This window comes from Nocardia niwae NBRC 108934 = DSM 45340, assembly GCF_001613465.1.
GTDB lineage: Bacteria > Actinomycetota > Actinomycetes > Mycobacteriales > Mycobacteriaceae > Nocardia > Nocardia niwae.
The window spans coordinates 155,856-173,380 of sequence record NZ_BDCK01000031.1 but is presented as its reverse complement, the minus strand read 5'-3'; the positions used below and the strand labels follow the sequence as shown (position 1 = coordinate 173,380).

Genomic DNA, 17,525 nt, shown 5'->3' with positions numbered 1-17,525 from the left:
CATCCCGGTCCGCCCTGTGATCGAATCGATTCGCCGAACTCCGATCGCCCAGCGTGTCACGGAACCCCGGCGCGAGAAAAGGTGTACGGAATTCATCGGAAATGCCACAACAGCCGGAGCGACGGTTGCCGCGGCAGCACAATGAAGCGGGGGCGGCATCGGGAAAAGGAGTACCGGGCAGCGTGATCACGAGACTGACGCCGCAGGACACGGCCTTCTACCGGCTCGAGTCCAGTAGCAACCCGATCCATATCGGCTCCCTCGCGATCGTGCGGAACACCGAACCCGGCGACAACGCGGGCCGGGCGATCCTGGACTACGACCGGCTGGTCGACCTGGTCGAGAGCAGGCTCCCGCTGGTGCCGAGGTACCGGCGCAAAGTGCGGGAGATCCCGCTCTCGCTCGGACGGCCGGTCTGGGTCGAGGACAGCCGGTTCGACATCACCTACCACATCCGGCGATCGGCGCTCCCCGGTCCCGGCACCGACGAACAACTGCACGACCTGGTCGCGCGCCTCACCTCCCATCCCTTGGATCCGGCTCGGCCGCTGTGGGAGATGTACCTGATCGAACGGCTGTCGGAGGGCCGCTGCGCCATCTTCACGAAGACCCATTCCGCCTTGGTGGACGGGGACACCGCGCTCGAGATCGGCCACGTGATCCTCGACGCGGGCCCAGCGCCCCGCGAACTGGCCGGCGACGACTGGATCGCGCCGCGCGAACCCGGCGAGATCGAGCTGCTGGTCGGCGCGCTGGCCCACCTGGCCGCGCGACCGCGCAGGACGCTGGAAGTGGCCAGGGACGCCGGCGCGGGCGCGTTCGCGGCGCTCGGGACGGCGGGCAAGGCGGTCGAATCGGTGGTCGCGGCGGTGCGCACCGCCGCGACCGGCGCGCCCGCCAGTCCCCTGAACACCCGCACCTCGCGCAACCGCCGCTTCGATGTGGTGCGCACCGACCTGGCGGACTACCGCACCATCCGCGAACGGTTCGGCTGCTCGATCAACGACGCCATCCTCGCGGTGGTCACCGGCGCCCTGCGCAACTGGCTGCTCTCACGCGGGGAAGCGCTCACCGAGTCCACCACGCTGCGGGCCGTGGTGCCGATGTCGGTGTACGTCGAGGGGACCAACGGCGACCAGGCGCGCTCGGCGAGCGAGGTGTCCTCGTTCCTGATCGATCTGCCGGTGGGCGAACCGAGTCCGGTGATGCGGCTGTCGCACATCGCCCACGCCACCGAACTCAACGGGCGTCAGCGGCGCGGCGTCCGTGCGCGCACCCTGGTGCACCTGGCCGGTTTCGCTCCGGCCAGCCTGCATGCGATGAGCGTGCGCTCGGCGAGTACGTTCGCAGAACACACGTTCAATCTGGTGATCACCAACGCGCCGGGTCCGCAAGCGCCGATGTACATCGGCGGCGCGCGGATGCTGGAGATGTACCCGGTGTCGCCACTGCTGCGCAATCAGGCGTCGAGCATCGGGATCACGTCCTACGACGGACGTGTCTTCTACGGTCTCAACGCCGACCGCGACGCGATGGCCGATATCGGCGTGCTCGCCACTGCGGTGCGCGATTCCATGGAGGAGATGCTCGGTGCCTGCGTCTGATCAGAAGAAGCTGCGGGTCTACATCCCGGCGACGGTGCCGATGCTGCGTGAGCTGGTCGACAGCCGGGAGCTGGCCCCCGTCGGCGGGACCGCGTTCGCGGTGACGCCCGCGCTGCGCGAGGCCTACGCCTCGGGCGACGACGAGGAGCTCGGCGAGGTCGCCATGAACGAAGCCGCCCGCGCCTCGCTGCGGCTGCTCGCCGCCGAACGCGACGCGATCGGGTCCGCGGAGGACTCCGAGGACGAGGCCGCGCCGGTCGCCGGCGGCAGCCCGGTCTACCGCCGCGCGGTGATCGCCGCCGACGTGACCGGCGCCGAGCTGCGCCCCGACCTCGACGACGCGGTGGTACGGCTGGCGGGCCCGATCCGCTACCAGCAGATCGCCTCGGTGCACGTCGATCTGGCCGACGCCGAACCGCAGGTGGCCAAGGCCGTCGACGTGGTGGACGCGGCCGACCTCGGCGATACCGACGCGGAATTCGTCCTCGGGGACGCCGAAGACCATCAATTGGCCTGGTACGCGGCCCAGGAGCTGCCGTTCCTGCTCGAACTGCTCTGACTCGCGGCGGCGAGCGCGGGCTCGCCCACCGCCGTAACCTACGATGCCGTAACCTTGCTGGCGAGGCATCCGATCGGCCAGACGGCGGCCTGCGCATCCGACAACAGGGAGACCAACGGCAGCGATGGGTTCGAAACTTGGGAGCTTCTCCGTGCGAAGCGTCCGCGCATGGCTGGAGGCGCCGGCCGCGAGTGTCGCCGAGCGCGGCGGGAAGCTGAACGTGCTGCGCGGCGCCGTCGCGCGGGTGACCACGCCGTTGCTGCCCGACGATTACCTGCACCTGGCCAACCCGCTGTGGTCGGCTCGCGAGCTGCGCGGGCGCATCGTGGAGGTGCGCAAGGAGACGGCCGACTCCGCGACGCTGGTGATCCAGCCGGGGTGGGGCTTCGACTTCAAATATCAGCCCGGCCAGTACATCGGCATCGGCCTCCTGGTGGACGGGCGCTGGCATTGGCGCTCGTATTCGCTGACCTGTCCGCCGAATTGGTCGGTGCCCGGTCACGGCGGCAAGCGGTTGATCTCTATCGCCGTGAAGGCGATGCCGGAAGGCTTCCTGTCCAGTCATCTGGTCAGTGGCGTGCCGGTCGGCACCATCGTGCGGCTCGCCGCGCCGCAGGGCGGATTCGTCCTGCCGTATCCGCCGCCGGAGAAGGTGCTGTTCGTCACCGCGGGCAGCGGCATCACGCCGGTGATGTCCATGCTGCGTGCGATGGACCGGCGCGAGCTGTTCACCGATGTGGCGCACCTGCACTCGGCCCGCACCGCCGACGACGTGATGTTCGGCGCGGAACTGCAGGCGTTGAGCGAACGCACTCCGAGCTTCGACACCCGCCTGCATCTCACCGCCGAGCGCGGCAAGTTCGCGCTCGCCGATCTCGACACCCAGTTCCCGGACTGGCGCGAACGCCACACGTGGGCGTGCGGCCCGGCCGGGATGCTCGACGAGATCGAGCACCACTGGCGTGACGCGGGCCTGTCGGACCGGCTGCACGTGGAGCGCTTCGAGATCGAGCGCTCCGCGGTCGGCGCGGGCGGCACGGTCACCTTCGGCAAGACCGGTCGCACCGTCGCGGCGGACGGCGCGACCAGCCTGCTCGAGGCCGGTGAGTCCGCAGGCGTGCAGATGCCGTTCGGCTGCCGGATGGGTATCTGCCAGACCTGCGTGGTCACCTTGAGTTCCGGCCACGCGCGCGACCTGCGCAACGGTGAGGAGCGTCGCGAAGGCGACAAGGTACAGACCTGCATCTCGGCCGCGGCGGGCGACTGCACCCTGGACGTGTAGTCCGGGAGGTACCCTCGTTGGGGATCGAGTAGGGAAAGGACCCCGGTGGCCATCACCGACATCAAGACATTCGCCCACCTCACCGCGGCCGATATCGAGACACTGGGGCAGGAGCTCGATTCCATCCGGCGTTCGGTGGAGCTGTCGCGTGGTGAGCGCGACGCGAAGTACATCCGGCGCGCGATCGCGGCGCAACGCGGTCTCGAGGTAGCGGCCCGAGCCGTGCTGTTCGGCAGCCGCAATCGCTGGGCATGGCTGGCCGGCACCGCGTTGCTCTCGGTGGCCAAGATCATCGAGAACATGGAGCTCGGGCACAACGTCAGCCACGGGCAATGGGACTGGATGAACGATCCGGAGATCCACTCCAGCTCGTGGGAGTGGGACATGACGGGTCCCTCGGCGCAGTGGCGGCGGGCGCACAACTACTCGCACCACACCTACACCAACGTCCTGGGCAAGGACGAGGACCTCGGGTTCGGCATCCTCCGGATGACGCGCGACGAGCAGTGGCGGCCGATCCACCTGCTGCAGCCGCTGGCGAATCTGCTGCTCGCCGCGACTTTCGAGTGGGGCATCGCCCTGCACGACTGGAGCATCGAGAAGGAGCTGTTGGACACGCCGCGCTGGCAAGTCGCCTCGGGGCCCAACAAGGAGTTCGCGCGCAAGATCTGCCGCCAGGTGGCCAAGGACTATCTCATCCACCCCGCGCTCACCGGCCCGGCGTTCAAGCACACGCTGAAGGCCAACGCGACCGCGAACCTGGTGCGCAACCTGTGGGCCTACGCGGTGATCTTCTGCGGCCACTTCCCCGACGGCGCGGAGAAGTTCACCATCGAGCAGCTGGAGGACGAGACCAGCGGCGAGTGGTACCTGCGCCAGATGCTCGGCAGCGCGAACTTCAAGGCCGGGCCCGCCATGGCGTTCATGAGCGGCAACCTCTGCTACCAGATCGAGCACCACCTGTTCCCCGACCTGCCGAGCAACCGCTACCCGGAGATCGCGGTGCGGGTGCGCGAGCTGTGCGACAAGTACGACCTGCCCTACACCACCGGGTCGCTGGGCAAGCAGTATCTGCTCGCCTTCCGCACGATCCACAAGCTGGCGCTGCCGGACCGGTTCCTCAAGGCCACCGCCGACAATGCCCCGGAGACCTCCTCGGAACGCAAGTTCGCCGGTATCACGCTGCCGTCGCTCGGCACGGAGTCCACGCACTGGTTGCGCATCGATCCGGAGACCGGCAAGAGGCGCGGTCTGCGCTCGGCGCTGCACGAGGCGAAGATCGTGCTGCGGGAGAAGGCGCGGCAGGAGAAGGAGATGCTCCGCGAGGCCAAGACAGCCCTGAAGGAGAAGGCCGAGCACGAGCGCCAAGTGCTGCGCGAAGCCAAGCTCGCGCTACAGGAGCGGGCTCGCCACGAACAAGCGGCGTTGCGCGAAAAAGCCATGCGGGACAGGCGTTTCCGCTTCCAGCGAAGGGTGCGCTAATCTACCATTCGATCACCGATATCGCAATAGGGTATTTGACACACCACTGAGCCACACCTCAGAACCTACGCTGTCGTAACTTACGGTAAAGTAACCCGTATGGCGATCTCGGATGTCAAGGAATACGCGCACCTCACCGAGGCCGACGTGGAAGCACTCGGCGCGGAATTCGACGCGATCCGGCGGGAAATCGAAGCCTCGCGCGGCGCGCGCGACGCGAAGTACATCCGCAACGTCATCCGGTTGCAGCGCGCGCTCGAGATCAGCGGCCGCGCGGTGCTCTTCGCGAGCCCGAAGCGCGCCGCATGGCTGGCCGGGGTCGCCCTGCTCGGCACCGCCAAGATCATCGAGAACATGGAGATCGGGCACAACGTCATGCACGGGCAGTGGGACTGGATGAACGATCCGGAGATCCACTCCAGCTCGTGGGAGTGGGATAACACCGGCGCGGCGAAGCACTGGAAGCACACCCACAACTACCTGCACCACAAGTACACCAACGTGCTCGGCATGGACGACGACATCGGCTACGGCCTGCTGCGGGTGACGCGCGACCAGCGCTGGAAGCCGTTCAACCTCGGCAACCCGGTCTACAACCTGGTGCTGCAGCTGTTCTTCGAGTACGGCGTGGCCATCCAGCATCTGGAGCTGGGCAAACTGGTGGCGGGCCGGTACAAGCCGGGCTCTCCCGAGCGGGCCGACTTCGAGCGCAGGCGCGACGAGGCGCTCACCAAGATGGGCAAGCAGATCGTCAAGGATTACGTGATCTTCCCCGCGCTCACCGGTCCCGCGTTCTTCTCGACGCTGACGGCCAACCTGGCCGCCAACGCCATTCGCAACGTCTGGTCCAACGCGGTCATCTTCTGCGGGCACTTCCCCGACGGCGCGGAGAAGTTCACCAAGGCCGACATCGACGGCGAGACGCATGGCGAGTGGTACCTGCGCCAGATGCTCGGCAGCGCCAACATCTCCGGCGGTCCGCTCATGCATTTCATGACCGGCAATCTGAGCCACCAGATCGAACACCACCTCTTCCCCGACCTGCCGAGCAACCGCTACGCCGACATCGCCGTGCGGGTGCGCGAACTGGCCGACAAGTACGACCTGCCCTACACCACCGGCTCGCTGCCGGTGCAGTACTTCAAGGCGTGGCGCACCATCCTCAAGCTGTCGCTGCCGAACAAGTACCTGCGGGCCACCGCCGACGATGCCCCGGAGACCGCCTCGGAGCGCAAGTTCGGGGGCAGCACCACGGCGGCCATCGATCCGGTGACCGGGCGGCGCCGCGGGCTGCGCACCGCGCTTGCCCAGGGGCGTCGGCGGCTCACCCGGCGCGGCGCGTCCGCCGCACGCTGACTTCCGGCGCCACCGGTCTACGGCTCGGTATCCGACGGGCAACACGACGCGCGAGCCCACGCCCTGCGCGGTGGGCTCACCGCGTTTGATTGACTCGGGCCGTGCATCCTGAGGTTTTGAGCGTCTACGAGGCCATCCGGCGACGCCGCGACGTGCGCGCGGAGTTCACCGGCGAACTCGTGGACGATGCGACATTGTGGCGGCTGCTGGACGCCGCGCACCGGGCGCCGAGCGTGGGGAATTCGCAGCCCTGGGATTTCGTGGTGGTCCGCGCACCGGCGACGCTGCGCGAGTTCGCCGATCATGTGGCGCGCAAGCGCATCGAGTTCCGGGACGCGCTGCCGCCCGAGCGCGCCGCCACCTTCGAGCCGATCAAGATCGAGGGCATCGTCGAGAGCGGTACCGGGGTGGTGGTCTGCTATGACCACGATCGTGGCGGACCACAGGTGCTCGGGCGGGCCACCGTGCCCGAAACCGGTATCTACTCGGCGGTTCTCGCCATTCAGAATCTCTGGCTGGCCGCCACCGCCGAAGGCATCGGGGTCGGGTGGGTGTCGTTCTACGATCCCGGCTTCCTGTCCGGCCTGATCGGCCTTCCGGAGGGCGTCCGTACGGTCGCGTGGCTCTGTGTCGGGCCGGTGGGCGAATTCCAGCGCGTTCCCGATCTCGAGCGCTTCGGCTGGCGCGCCGGAAGACCGCTCACGGAGGCGGTGCACCGCGAGACCTACCGCGGCTGACCTCCGGTGGCGCTCGGGGCATCGTTATACAACTGTGCGGATCGTTCAGGGTTCAATCGGATGCCCACTGGGTACGACAAGGGCAAACTGCCTCTTACGCAGTGCGGTTCATCGTTCGCCGGTTCCAGGAGGTTTGTGCAATGGCCAATGTCGATGCTGTTCGGCTGTCGAGCGAGCTGGGCATCGATCTGGCACAGGCGACGTTGCGCCTGCGCCGGGAAGGCGTCCCCGGCGAAACCAAGCACCAGACCTGTCTGCGCATCCTCGCGGACGAGGGACGCAAGCGGCGGGGTATCACGGGCAAGCACTGACGGCGCCGCCCGGCACGAAGCGATCGCCGACCCAGGCGGGAGTCCCGGTCGGTCGGCGACGGGGTCCACACTCGCGTCAGACGCGTTCGAGCACCGCCGACGCGCCGATGCCGCCCGCGGCGCAGATACCCAGCAGCGCAGTGCTCTTCCCGGTGCGGACCAGTTCGTTGGCCATCGTGGTCACCATGCGCGCGCCGGTCGCGCCGAAGGGGTGGCCGAGCGAGATCGAGCCGCCGTGCACGTTCAGCCGGTCGATGTCCACCTCGCCCACGGCGGTGTCGCGATCCAATCGGGTCTTTGCCCACTCGTCGCTGGCCAGCGCGGTCAGCACCGCCAGGGTCTGGGCGGCGAAAGCCTCGTGGATATCGACGAGATCGGCGTCGTCCAGCGACATTCCGGCCTTCTCCAACGCGCGGGGCATGGAGATGGCGGGACCGATCAGCACCTGATCGGTCGGATCGACGCTCACGTAGCTCCACGACCGGAACGCCGCCAGCGGCCGATACCCGAGGGCGTGCGCTTTCTCCTCGCTCATCAGCAGCACCGCGGCGGCCCCGTCGGTGAGCGGGCTGGCATTGCCCGCGGTCACACTGCCGTCGGCGGCGAAAACGGGCTTCAGAGCGGCCAATTTCGCGATGCTGGTATCGCCGCGCACCAGACCGTCGCGCAGGATCTCCACGTCCTCGGGAGTGCGAACCCGCAGCACTTCGTCGTCGAACCGGCCCGACTCGATGGCGGCCGCGGCGCGGTGGTGCGAACGGGCGGCGAACTCGTCCTGGTCCGCGCGGCTCACGCCGTGGATGCGCGCCATCTTCTCGGCCGACTCGCCCATCACCTCTCCGGTGGTGCGCTCGGCGATCTTCGGCCGGCTCGGTAGCAGATCGGTGAACGGGGCGAGGCGCGCGACCGCGGACAGATAGTCCTTCGGCTTCGGCTTGCCCAACGCCAGCGGAGCCGCCGCGTGCACCATTTTCTGCGGCAGCTTGACCTCGGCGTTGGAGGTGGAATCGCTGCCGCCCGCGATCATGATGTCGTACTCGCCGCGCTCGATCGCGGCCACCGCCGAGGTGACCGCCTGCAAGCCGGAGGCACACGCCCTGGTCACGGTGTAGCCCTCGCAGCCCGGGTCCAATGACAGGTCGAGCGCGATCTCGCGGGCGATGTTCGGCGCCGCGCCGGGCAGGATGACACCACCCCAGACGATCGCCTCCACTTGCGCGCCGGGCAGCCCGGTTCGCTCCAGCAGTCCCCGCACCGAAGCGTCGGCCAATGCGATGGAGTCCATCGTGGTGAATCCGGTGAACGCCCGCAGGAACGGCGTGCGCGCACCGGACACGATCACGGCACGGCGAGTAGCTCTGGTGGCCATGCGATTTCCTTTCGAAAGCCTCGGACCACCAAACTTACTCTAAAGTAAGTTCACCGTCGACCCCCTTCGCCGACGGTGAACCCCGACGTAGCGGCACTCCCCTCCGCCGCCGCTGAACCGGCCCGCCGCGCGCCGTTGAGCGGCAGACCGGAGACGTCCGTCCCGGCGAACGCCCCTGCCCGTTCCGGAACCGCCGTAAGCCCTCCCCCGGGGCCATCCGACGCAAAGTACGGTACCAAACTTTCGACCGATTTTCCAAATAGTTTCTATTGGTTTGCCTAAGACCTCTCAGCGCCTTACCATGAACTCACTATGCATAGCCCTTCGGAGCTGTCGCGGCAGAAGAGATTCGGGCGAATCATCAAAGAACGCCGGGACGAGCTCGGTCTCACCCAGCTACAGATCGGCGACCTCGGGGGACCTTCGGCGCCGACCATCCGGAAGATCGAAGACGGCGAGGCGGCCATCAGCATGCAGACGCTGAACAAGCTCGACGCCCCGCTGCGCTGGCTGCCGGGCAGTGCCGCACGCACCTATGCAGGCGGCGTCCCCGCCGCCGACGAACCCGCGAAAGCCGCGCGCGGTGCGGGCGACTCGGTCGTGGCCGGGCCGGACGCGATCCGCTTCGAAATCTCCGATCTCACCGGACTTCTCGCGGCCTCCGGCAGGCTCAACGACGCCGTGGAGAATGGGCGCACCGCCGACCCGCAGGTGGTCGCGGCGGTCGCGGAACTCAACCGGGTGATCTCCAAGCTGTCCGCGCGGTACGCGACCGCCATGCTCGAACGCAACGGCGGCCCCGGCAGGCAATTGCATCCGCTGGTGGAGATGGCCTTCGCGCACCTGCTCGCGGTTCCCGCGGAGGCCAGCGACCCCGGTGAGCTACAGGAACGCCGGTACCGCCGCTGGCTGGCCGGTCGATCGGAGGACATCGATGCAGCGACCGAAGCCCGATTCCGCGCACGCTGGCTGGCGGCCAACGTGGCGACGACAACGGATCGAAACGGCGAGTGACGAGGCAGCCATGACCGACACAGGACCCGAGGGCGCGGCACTCGCGCTGAGCCACAAGATCAATCGACTGTTCGCCGTCGTGCATCCGCGCAACGCGCCGGAACGCAGCACGGAATCGGTGGCCGTACAGATCAGCGAATTCCTCGGCCGACCGGTGCACCCCACCTACCTGAGACGTCTGCGCGACGGCGAATTCGACGACCGCAGCACAGGCCCCGGAGTCGATGCCGAGATCCTCGCCGCGGTGGCGCGCGGCTTCGGCGTGGCCGCCGACTACCTGCTCACCCGCGGTTCCGCGGCCGAGGCGATCGACCGGGAACTGGAATTGCTCGCCACCATGCGGGACGCGAACGTCGCCAGTATCGCGCTGCGCGGTTCGAACATCGATCGGGCCATGCTCGCCAAGATCATCCAGAGCACCGAAGGGTCGGCGCCGCCGAGTCGGTAACATGCTTACCTACATGGGCCACTGAGCTTTTGTAGGAGACCGATCACATGGCCATCCAGGCCCGGTTCCGGAGCTTGACCCGGGACCTCCCGATACCCCACCCATGGAATCTGCGGACCTACGTGGATGACGTCGCGGCCTACCGGGGCCGCAGCATCAGCCTGTTACCCATCGATACCGCGCTGCTCGCGGGCACCGGATGCGGTACGGGCAGCGGCTTGTGGATCGCGAAGCAGGACAGCGACGTCATCGTCTACGGAGCCGACACCACCGAGTGGCACGCCGAGCACATCATCATGCACGAACTCGGCCACATGCTGCTCGGGCACGGCCCGGAGCAATCCGAAGCCGGTGAGCCGCCCGCGAGCACACCGACCCTGGCCGCGGTCGCCGACCTGCTGCCCTCGATCTCGCCCGAGTCGATCGCCCACGTGCTCGGCCGCACCGACTACGGCACACTGCGTGAGCGCGACGCGGAGACCTTCGCCGACATGGTGATGCTGCACGCCATGCGTCCGCCGCGGCGCGATTCGCTACTGCACCGCACGTTCTTTCGCGACCGGCGTCGGTGACCTCGCCGATCCCGGCGCCCATCGCGATACCGCTGATCGGGTTCGTCGCGGTCGTCGTTCTCGGGCGATGGCTCGTGCTGCACCACGCCACGGTCGACCGTCTGCTCAATCGGGCCATGCTGTGGGGCGTCGCGACGCTGATCCTGCTCGAGCGCGGCATCGCGCCGGGGATCGGCAGTCTGCTGCACCAGCTTTCGATGGCCACGCTGCTGATGGAGGTGGCCGGTCTGTACGGTGCGGCTCGACTGTGGTCCGGCGCCGATCCCATGTTCGCAGCGGCTCGGCAGCGGGTCTACGACGTGGCCGGGCTGATGGGAGGCGCGATCATCCTGGCCGTCGGGACGGAGGCGCGCCAAGGGGGCCGGCTGCTGGGGCAAGCACCGGACTGGCCGACGGCGGTGGTGTGGGCGATCCTGTGGGTGCCGCTGATCGCCGCGGGGCGGCTTGCCTGGCGCGCGGCAGTGCGCGAACTGCGCTCGGACGCGTCCACCACCGCCGAGCGCGTCGTCTACGGCGCCCTGCTCACGACGCTGGTCGTCGGATCCGGCGGCTTGGTCGTCTCCGCGGTGCAGTTCGCCGGGCCGGGCGCGACCGCGGACCCGGCCATGGTCCGCTGGGCCGCACCGACTTTCGCGGCCTCGGCACTCGGCGCGGCGCTGCTGGCCGTGCCGCTGATCGCGTGGCTGCGGGCCCGCGCGGGCTGGGACCGGGCCGGACTGGACTGCCGCCGCCTGCGGCCGCTGTGGCGCGATCTCACCGCCGCGGTACCCGAGGTCGTGCTCGCGCCGGACCATCCCGTGACCGAATCCGACGCGCGACTGATCCGTATGACGGTCGAGATCCGCGACGCCCTGATGCACTTGCGGCACTATCTGCCGGGCGAAGCGCGCGATGCCGACCAGGTGGAACAGATCCGGCAGGCCATCGCCGCCAGATCGCGCGGGGCCGCCGTGCGGCCGCGGCGGTCGCACGATCCGGCGGCGCTGCCCGTCGGCGATATCGACTCGGATCTGCGGCTACTGCTCGGGCTGGCGCGCCGGTGGCCCGCGAGCAGCGTCACGACGAAAATCTCCGGGCATCCGGCCGATGAGCCGAATGCCCGGAGAAGTGGGGACGGGTGGTTTCCGTTTCGTCAGGCCAGGCGGATCAAGCCGTAGTCGAAGGCGTGACGGCGGTAGACCACCGAAGGCCGGTCGGTCTCCTTGTCGTGGAACAGGAAGAAGTCATGGCCGACGAGTTCCATCTGGTACAGGGCGTCGTCCACGGACATCGGCGTCGCCGCGTGCACCTTCGTGCGCACGATGTGACCGGGACCCGCCTCGTAGTCCTGCTCCCGCCCTTCCTGCTCGTGTGCATGCGCGGCGCCGGACTCGCCGAGCCGCTCGAACAGCGAGTCGTCCACCAGATCGGCAGTGGCCTGGGCGACCGACAGCGGCGTCTTGTCGCCGTAGTGCACCCGGCGCCGATCCTTGGTGCGGCGCAGCCGGCTCTCCAGCTTCGCGGTCACCGACTCGAAGGCGGCGTAGAAGCTGTCCGCGCAGGCCTCGGCCCGCACGACGGGACCCTTTCCGCGCGCGGTGATTTCGACGCGCTGACAGTTCTTGCGCTGACGCCGGTTGCGCTCGTGGAACAGCTCCACGTCGAAGAGGAAGATCGATGGATCGAAGCGTTCTAATCGGGAGAGTTTTTCCGCGACGTAAATACGAAAGTGATCGGGCACCTCGACGTTGCGGCCCTTCACCACGATGTCGCCGCGCGGCGCCCGTGGTCGTTCCGTTGCGGGTTGCTCGAATGTTTCCTGGGTGCCGGCTTCCAGCACCGAAGGAGCGGGATCTTTCACTGAAGGTCGTGAAGAAGTCGTCACGCGTACCTCCCGGATCTGGCCGCACCGACCGATTCCAGTGCGGCGGGATTGAGCCGTGCCGATCGACATTTACTCGGCACATGTGGTCCGAGGCGCCACCTCCAAACTTGCGGTTCGGGTGTGTGTCCGCGACGCTAGTCCGCCGACGCGCTGATCGCCAGTGTTCACGCAAATTTCCCGGAGTCAAGCAGCACACGTAACCAGAACGGCACGTGTCGGCAATCCGGCGCGCTCCAGCGCACGCACCGACTCCCGGGCGGTCGCACCGGTGGTCAGTACGTCGTCGACCAGCACCACCTCGGCATTCGCCGGAATCCCCCAGTCGGCGGCGGCACCGGGGGCCGTGGTCACCCGCCCATTCAGGTTGCGAGCCCGCTCGGCGGGTGTCAAGCCCACCGAATCGCGCGTCCCCCTCCTCAGCCGCAACAGCGTCATCAGTTGGCTGTCCGGCAGCCATCGCATGGCTACCGCCGCCGATCGCGACACCGGATCGCCGCCCCTACGGCGCGCCGCGATGCTCCGGCTGGGTGCGGGCACCAGCACCAGCGGTAGGCGCGGGGAACGCAACTCGGCGAGCGCTCCCGCCAGCGCCGCTCCCAATGGCGTCGCCAGATCTCGCCGCCCCCGTTCCTTGGCGGCGAGCACCGCCCGGCGCGCGGGCCCGGCGTACGGCCCGAGCGCCCAGCACGGAACGCCCGGATCGGTGCGCGGCCATACCCGCACCGGCGGGCCGGACAGCGTGGCGGCGCAGTCGGCGCACCAATCGGCCCCGGGACGTCCGCAGCCCGCGCAAGCGGCGGGCAGCACCAGATCGAGCAGGGTTCGCATCGACCGAGTGTGCGCCCGCCCTCCGACAAGCCGGCTCGATCGCGTCGACGCTGCCGATGGAGGACGGAACGTTATGCCATTGCGGCAGCGACGTTTACGCTGGCCACCTTGTCTGCCGGCCTACGGTCGGCCTCCGAATGCGCCGAGCCCTGGCGACGGGACCGTCTACCTCCAGCACAGGCGAACACCGGCCCCCAGGTCACGAGGGGCGATGCGACACGGAGTCGATCCGGCGCTACCCGGGCAGCACGGGGATGGCGTTCGCGCCCAGACCCGGCACCTCGCGCCAATAGGGCTGCCCCTGGTCCGGAGCGGAGGTCAGCTCCAGCACCGCGCGCGAGTCGGCGACGTACTGATGATCCGGACTCGCGCTCACCGAGCGCACCGGCGCCGTCAGGTTCTGCGACGTCAGCGGCGTCGGTTCCGAGCCGTCGACCGAGACCGTGCTGACCGGGTCCACATTGCCCTCGCGCGCGATGATGATCGTGTCCGCGTCCAGCCAGTCCACCGACACCGCGGCCGTGCTGAGCCCGACGCCCACGGGAAGCGCCGAGGTCAGCGCCAGCTTTCCGTCGGGTTGGCGCACCACAACGGCGACGTACACCCTGCCGTCGGCGATCATCGCCGCGCGCACCCCGGACCGGGAGATGCGCAATTCCGTGATCGGCAGCCGGGGTGCGGTGGCCGAGGACGCCGCCGACAGCCCGGAGATGTCCACGTTCTGTACCGACACGTTCCCCGTCCCCCGGTCGTTGACCGCCCGGATCACCCGGTCACCGTCGACCACCGCCCACGCCGCGCTGCCATCCGCCGTCCAAGAAGGCCGCGTGATGGTGAAGCCCTCGGCCACCGGAAAGGCGTTGCCGCCGTACGTGCCGACCATCAGGGTGCGTGACGGCACGCCCGGCGGTCGTGCGGCTTCCGCCACCGCGGCCACCAGTTGACCGTCCGGAGACAGCGTCGCCGACTGCAGGTTGTTCACCGCGCCGAAGTAGCCGGGCGCGGGAGTGATACCGCCGTTGTCGGCGATCTGCACCAGCCCGCCGCCACGCAGTGCGTGCAACCCCGTCTGGTTGCGGACGGCGGCGACCGGGTTGAACTGCTGCACGTCCGCCACGCTCCACCCGTTGGCCGCGAATCGCTCGTCCAACGGTTTGCCGTCGGCGAGCAGCATGTACGGACCGAGAATGTCGGCGCTCGACAGCGTGAGCACCACCTGTGCGGCCAAGAGTTCGCGCTCGCGCGGATTCAGCGCCGACGCGCCCGCGAAGTCGATCTTGACACCACCGAGCCCGATCCCGACGCCGTCGGGGTCACCGTTGGCCTTGGTGATCGTCCCGCGCAGCGCGACCGGCGGCGCCAGCTGGTTGCGCAGCACCGACGCCAGCGCCGGTTGCGGCCCCTCGAGCAGCGAGCTGAGCAATCGCTGGGCCAGCTGGGCCTTCGGCACCGACATCCAGCGCAGATCCGGAGCGGCCATGTTGCCGGTGGGATCGATGAAGTACAGCACATAGCGGCGGTAGGACTTGAAGAACGCGGCGGAGTCCATGACGACGCCGTCGGGCAGATCGTCGATCCGCCACTGCCCGTTGATCTTCGTCAGCTCGATCTTGTTCTCGACGAAGGGAATGTCGTCGTTGGGGCGGTACCCGCCGTCGGCGGTCAGCTCACCGACCTTGCGCGCGCGGATCAAGTAGTTGGCTTTGTCTCCGGAGCGCGACTCGCGCAGCGTGTCCGGCTTCTCGACGATGACCGTGCCCGCCGCATCGTCCCACTGGGTGGAGGCCGCGGGCGTCATGTACTGGCGGGCAGCCAGGTGCCGGTTGGTGGGATCGGCGGTGGCCTGGAGGAAGTCGCGCAGCAGGAGATCGGGATCGCGGTCGGCGACCGGTGGCGGCGGGCCTTCGGAGGTGGGCTCCCGGTTGATGGTGCCCAGCGCCTCCGGCGCGGAGGACTCCGGCAGGCTCGCGCAGGCGGTGAGCGGCAGCACGACCGCCAGAACCGCCGCCGCCAGCACGGTCAGTCGCCGCATCCGGACAGATCCGACACGCATTGTCATGACTGTACGTCCCCCGATTCGCGCGACCCGCCGCCACCGGTCTGCGCCGACTCCGACGCGGGCGATCCGTTCGCTCCGGATGCGGGCGTCTCTTCGGTCGAGGCGCTGTCTGCGGGCATCGCCGTGCCGTTGGCAGCTGCGTGCGGTCTACCCGCGCCCGGTTCCGAATCGACGCCTCCCGAGCCGGCGCCGTCGGCATCGCCCGGCTCCGAGCTGTCCGTCCCGGCCGCCTGGTCCGGCAACTCGGACCGCACGTCGTCCTGATCAGAGGTATCGAAGCCGTCGAGATGCGCCCCGACCGGTTCGGAAGTACCGGCCTCCGCGTCGACGCGCAGGGCATTCGTCACCTGCGCGGCACCCGGATCGGCCGGGTCGTGCCGCAGTGCACTCGCACCGCTCGGCTCGGCGGCCGGTTGCGCTGTATCGGCCTCGGCGGGCGGTTCGGGCTCCACGACGCGCATCGATTTGCGCGCCGGCTCCAGCGGAAGCGGGCTGGGGCCCAGCTTCTTGCCGCGTACCAGCGGCAGGGTCAGCCGGAAACTGGCGCCGAGCCCGGCCTCACCCCAGGCTTCGAGCTTGCCTTCGTGCAGGTTCGCGTCCTCCACGCTGATCGACAGGCCGAGGCCGGTGCCGCCGGAGCGGCGCATACGAGACGGATCCGAGCGCCAGAACCGGTTGAAGACCAGCTTCTCCTCGCCCGGCCGCAGGCCGACGCCTTGATCGCGGACCACGACGGCGACGGCATTGGCTTCGACGTCGCCCCGCATGCGGATCAGCACCGGCTTTCCCTCGCTGTGGTCGACCGCGTTGGCGAGCAGGTTGCGCAGCACCCGCTCCACCCGGCGCGGATCCACCTCGGCGACCAGCGGCTCCTCCGGCATGTCGCTGATGATCTCGACACCGGCGTCCTTGGCCAGGTGCCGCACGGTCGAGATCGCGGCCCGCGCGCACATCCGCACGTCCAGCGACTCGACCTGCAGTTCGGCGACGCCCGCGTCGTGTCTGCTGATCTCCAGCAGGTCGTTGAGCAGGCCCTCGAACCGGTCCAGCTCGTTGACCAGCAATTCGGCGCTGCGGGCCAGGGCGGGATCGAGGTCGTCGCTGCTGCCGTGGATGAGGTCGGCGGCCATGCGCACGGTGGTGAGCGGAGTGCGCAGCTCATGGCTGACGTCCGAGGTGAACCGGCGCTGTAGATTGCCGAATTCCTCCAGCTGGGTGATCTGGTTGGACAGGCTCTCGGCCATCTCGTTGAACGCCTGGGCCAGCCGCGCCATGTCGTCCTCGCCGCGCACCAGCATGCGCTCCTTGAGCCTGCCGTCGGCGAACCGGCCCGCGATCCGGGCCGCGGAACGGATCGGCAGTACCACCTGCCTGGTCACCAGCGCGGTGATCGCGGCGAGCAACACCAGCAGCACGATGCCGCCGACCAGCATGGTGCCGCGCATCAGCGACAGGCTGCGCTCCTCGTTGGCGAGCGGGAAGATCAGATAGATCTCCAGGGTCGGGATCTCCGCGCTCGGGCTGCCGATGATCAGCGCGCGACCGCGGTAGCCCTCCGCGTCGTCGACGGTGGCGAACTGGTAGCTGACCTGGTTGCGCTGCACGAACCGGCGCAGCTCGTCGGGCACCTCCTGGATCGGGCCGGACGGGATCTGCTGCGGCGGCATCCCGCCGATGACGCTGAGCGCCGAATCGAAAGTACCTGCCGCGCCGGTGGATCGGCCGGTGCCGCCCCGGTTGGACAGCGCGTTGCGCGCCTCCTCCAGCCGCTGCGGCTGAGCGCCGATATCGTGCACACCGGCGAGCTGGCTCTCCACCGTGTTGCGCGCACGGTCCATCTCCTCGACCGCGGCGTTGATCTTGGCGTCCAGCAGCCGGTCGGTGATCTGACTGGTCAGCACCACGCCGAGGATCGTGATGACGATCAGCGACAGCGTCAGCGTGGACACGATGACACGCAACTGCAGCGAACGCCGCCACAGGTGGCCTAAGGCAATGCCGACCGCTTGGAACCAGGCCACCACCGGAGCCAGCGATCGT

16 protein-coding genes are annotated in these 17,525 nt (G+C 68.9%); 11 read left to right on the top strand and 5 right to left on the bottom strand.

Translation table 11 applies throughout. From position 1 onward, the window contains the following. The first annotated feature begins 182 nt into the window (after positions 1 to 182). The 7 genes from NNI01S_RS22580 (at position 183) to NNI01S_RS34700 (ending at position 7,331) form a co-directional block, all read left to right on the top strand. Positions 183 to 1,604 (top strand): WS/DGAT/MGAT family O-acyltransferase, encoded by a 1,422-nt coding sequence (locus NNI01S_RS22580; protein ID WP_063022120.1) that lies wholly within the window; start codon positions 183 to 185, stop codon positions 1,602 to 1,604. Between the two features lie 10 nt (positions 1,605 to 1,614). Next, complete coding sequence (locus tag NNI01S_RS22575) at positions 1,615 to 2,163, top strand: DUF6912 family protein (protein ID WP_063022169.1); 549 nt, start codon at positions 1,615 to 1,617, stop codon at positions 2,161 to 2,163. A gap of 124 nt (positions 2,164 to 2,287) precedes the next feature. Beyond that, positions 2,288 to 3,445 (top strand): ferredoxin reductase, encoded by a 1,158-nt coding sequence (locus NNI01S_RS22570; RefSeq protein ID WP_063022119.1) that lies wholly within the window; start codon positions 2,288 to 2,290, stop codon positions 3,443 to 3,445. A gap of 45 nt (positions 3,446 to 3,490) precedes the next feature. Beyond that, entirely contained in the window at positions 3,491 to 4,927 is a 1,437-nt protein-coding gene (locus NNI01S_RS22565) for a fatty acid desaturase (protein ID WP_063022118.1), read from the top strand. 99 nt (positions 4,928 to 5,026) lie between these two features. Further along, on the top strand, positions 5,027 to 6,283 hold the full coding sequence (locus tag NNI01S_RS22560; RefSeq protein WP_063022117.1) for a fatty acid desaturase family protein: 1,257 nt from the start codon (positions 5,027 to 5,029) through the stop codon (positions 6,281 to 6,283). Between the two features lie 116 nt (positions 6,284 to 6,399). Then, entirely contained in the window at positions 6,400 to 7,020 is a 621-nt protein-coding gene (gene bluB, locus NNI01S_RS22555) for a 5,6-dimethylbenzimidazole synthase (protein WP_063022116.1), read from the top strand. A 140-nt stretch (positions 7,021 to 7,160) separates the two neighbouring features. After that, complete coding sequence (locus NNI01S_RS34700) at positions 7,161 to 7,331, top strand: hypothetical protein (protein ID WP_157114922.1); 171 nt, start codon at positions 7,161 to 7,163, stop codon at positions 7,329 to 7,331. A gap of 76 nt (positions 7,332 to 7,407) precedes the next feature. On the opposite strand, the gene NNI01S_RS22550 is transcribed toward NNI01S_RS34700, so the two are convergent. Next, positions 7,408 to 8,700, bottom strand: coding sequence for an acetyl-CoA C-acyltransferase (locus tag NNI01S_RS22550; protein ID WP_063022115.1), 1,293 nt, complete (start codon positions 8,698 to 8,700; stop codon positions 7,408 to 7,410). Between the two features lie 312 nt (positions 8,701 to 9,012). Here NNI01S_RS22550 and NNI01S_RS22545 point away from each other — a divergent pair, with 312 nt between their 5' ends. The 4 genes from NNI01S_RS22545 to NNI01S_RS22530 are packed head-to-tail and all read left to right on the top strand — an operon-like array spanning position 9,013 to position 11,891. Further along, entirely contained in the window at positions 9,013 to 9,714 is a 702-nt protein-coding gene (locus NNI01S_RS22545; RefSeq protein ID WP_063022114.1) for a helix-turn-helix domain-containing protein, read from the top strand. Between the two features lie 10 nt (positions 9,715 to 9,724). Beyond that, positions 9,725 to 10,162: a hypothetical protein gene (locus NNI01S_RS22540; RefSeq protein WP_063022113.1), complete on the top strand. Its 438-nt coding sequence runs from the start codon at positions 9,725 to 9,727 to the stop codon at positions 10,160 to 10,162. A gap of 47 nt (positions 10,163 to 10,209) precedes the next feature. Further along, positions 10,210 to 10,734 carry a hypothetical protein gene (locus NNI01S_RS22535; RefSeq protein WP_063022112.1) on the top strand — a complete coding sequence of 175 codons (525 nt, stop codon included), beginning with the start codon at positions 10,210 to 10,212 and terminating at the stop codon, positions 10,732 to 10,734. Next, on the top strand, positions 10,731 to 11,891 hold the full coding sequence (locus NNI01S_RS22530) for an MAB_1171c family putative transporter (protein WP_063022111.1): 1,161 nt from the start codon (positions 10,731 to 10,733) through the stop codon (positions 11,889 to 11,891). The genes NNI01S_RS22535 and NNI01S_RS22530 overlap by 4 nt, the downstream gene beginning before the upstream one ends. Here the strand turns inward: NNI01S_RS22530 and hpf are convergent. The 4 genes from hpf to mtrB all read right to left on the bottom strand — a co-directional run bounded on the left by hpf (position 11,867) and on the right by mtrB (position 17,506). Next, the gene (gene hpf, locus NNI01S_RS22525) at positions 11,867 to 12,574 is read right to left on the bottom strand and encodes a ribosome hibernation-promoting factor, HPF/YfiA family (protein ID WP_245676329.1); all 708 of its coding nucleotides are present in this window, start codon (positions 12,572 to 12,574) and stop codon (positions 11,867 to 11,869) included. The genes NNI01S_RS22530 and hpf overlap by 25 nt on opposite strands. Before the next feature lie 207 nt (positions 12,575 to 12,781). After that, positions 12,782 to 13,426, bottom strand: coding sequence for a ComF family protein (locus NNI01S_RS22520; protein WP_063022110.1), 645 nt, complete (start codon positions 13,424 to 13,426; stop codon positions 12,782 to 12,784). 235 nt (positions 13,427 to 13,661) lie between these two features. Then, positions 13,662 to 15,485 carry an MtrAB system accessory lipoprotein LpqB gene (gene lpqB, locus NNI01S_RS22515; protein WP_063022109.1) on the bottom strand — a complete coding sequence of 608 codons (1,824 nt, stop codon included), beginning with the start codon at positions 15,483 to 15,485 and terminating at the stop codon, positions 13,662 to 13,664. Then, entirely contained in the window at positions 15,482 to 17,506 is a 2,025-nt protein-coding gene (gene mtrB / locus NNI01S_RS22510) for an MtrAB system histidine kinase MtrB (RefSeq protein ID WP_439956140.1), read from the bottom strand. The genes lpqB and mtrB overlap by 4 nt, the downstream gene beginning before the upstream one ends. Positions 17,507 to 17,525: the final 19 nt, after the last annotated feature.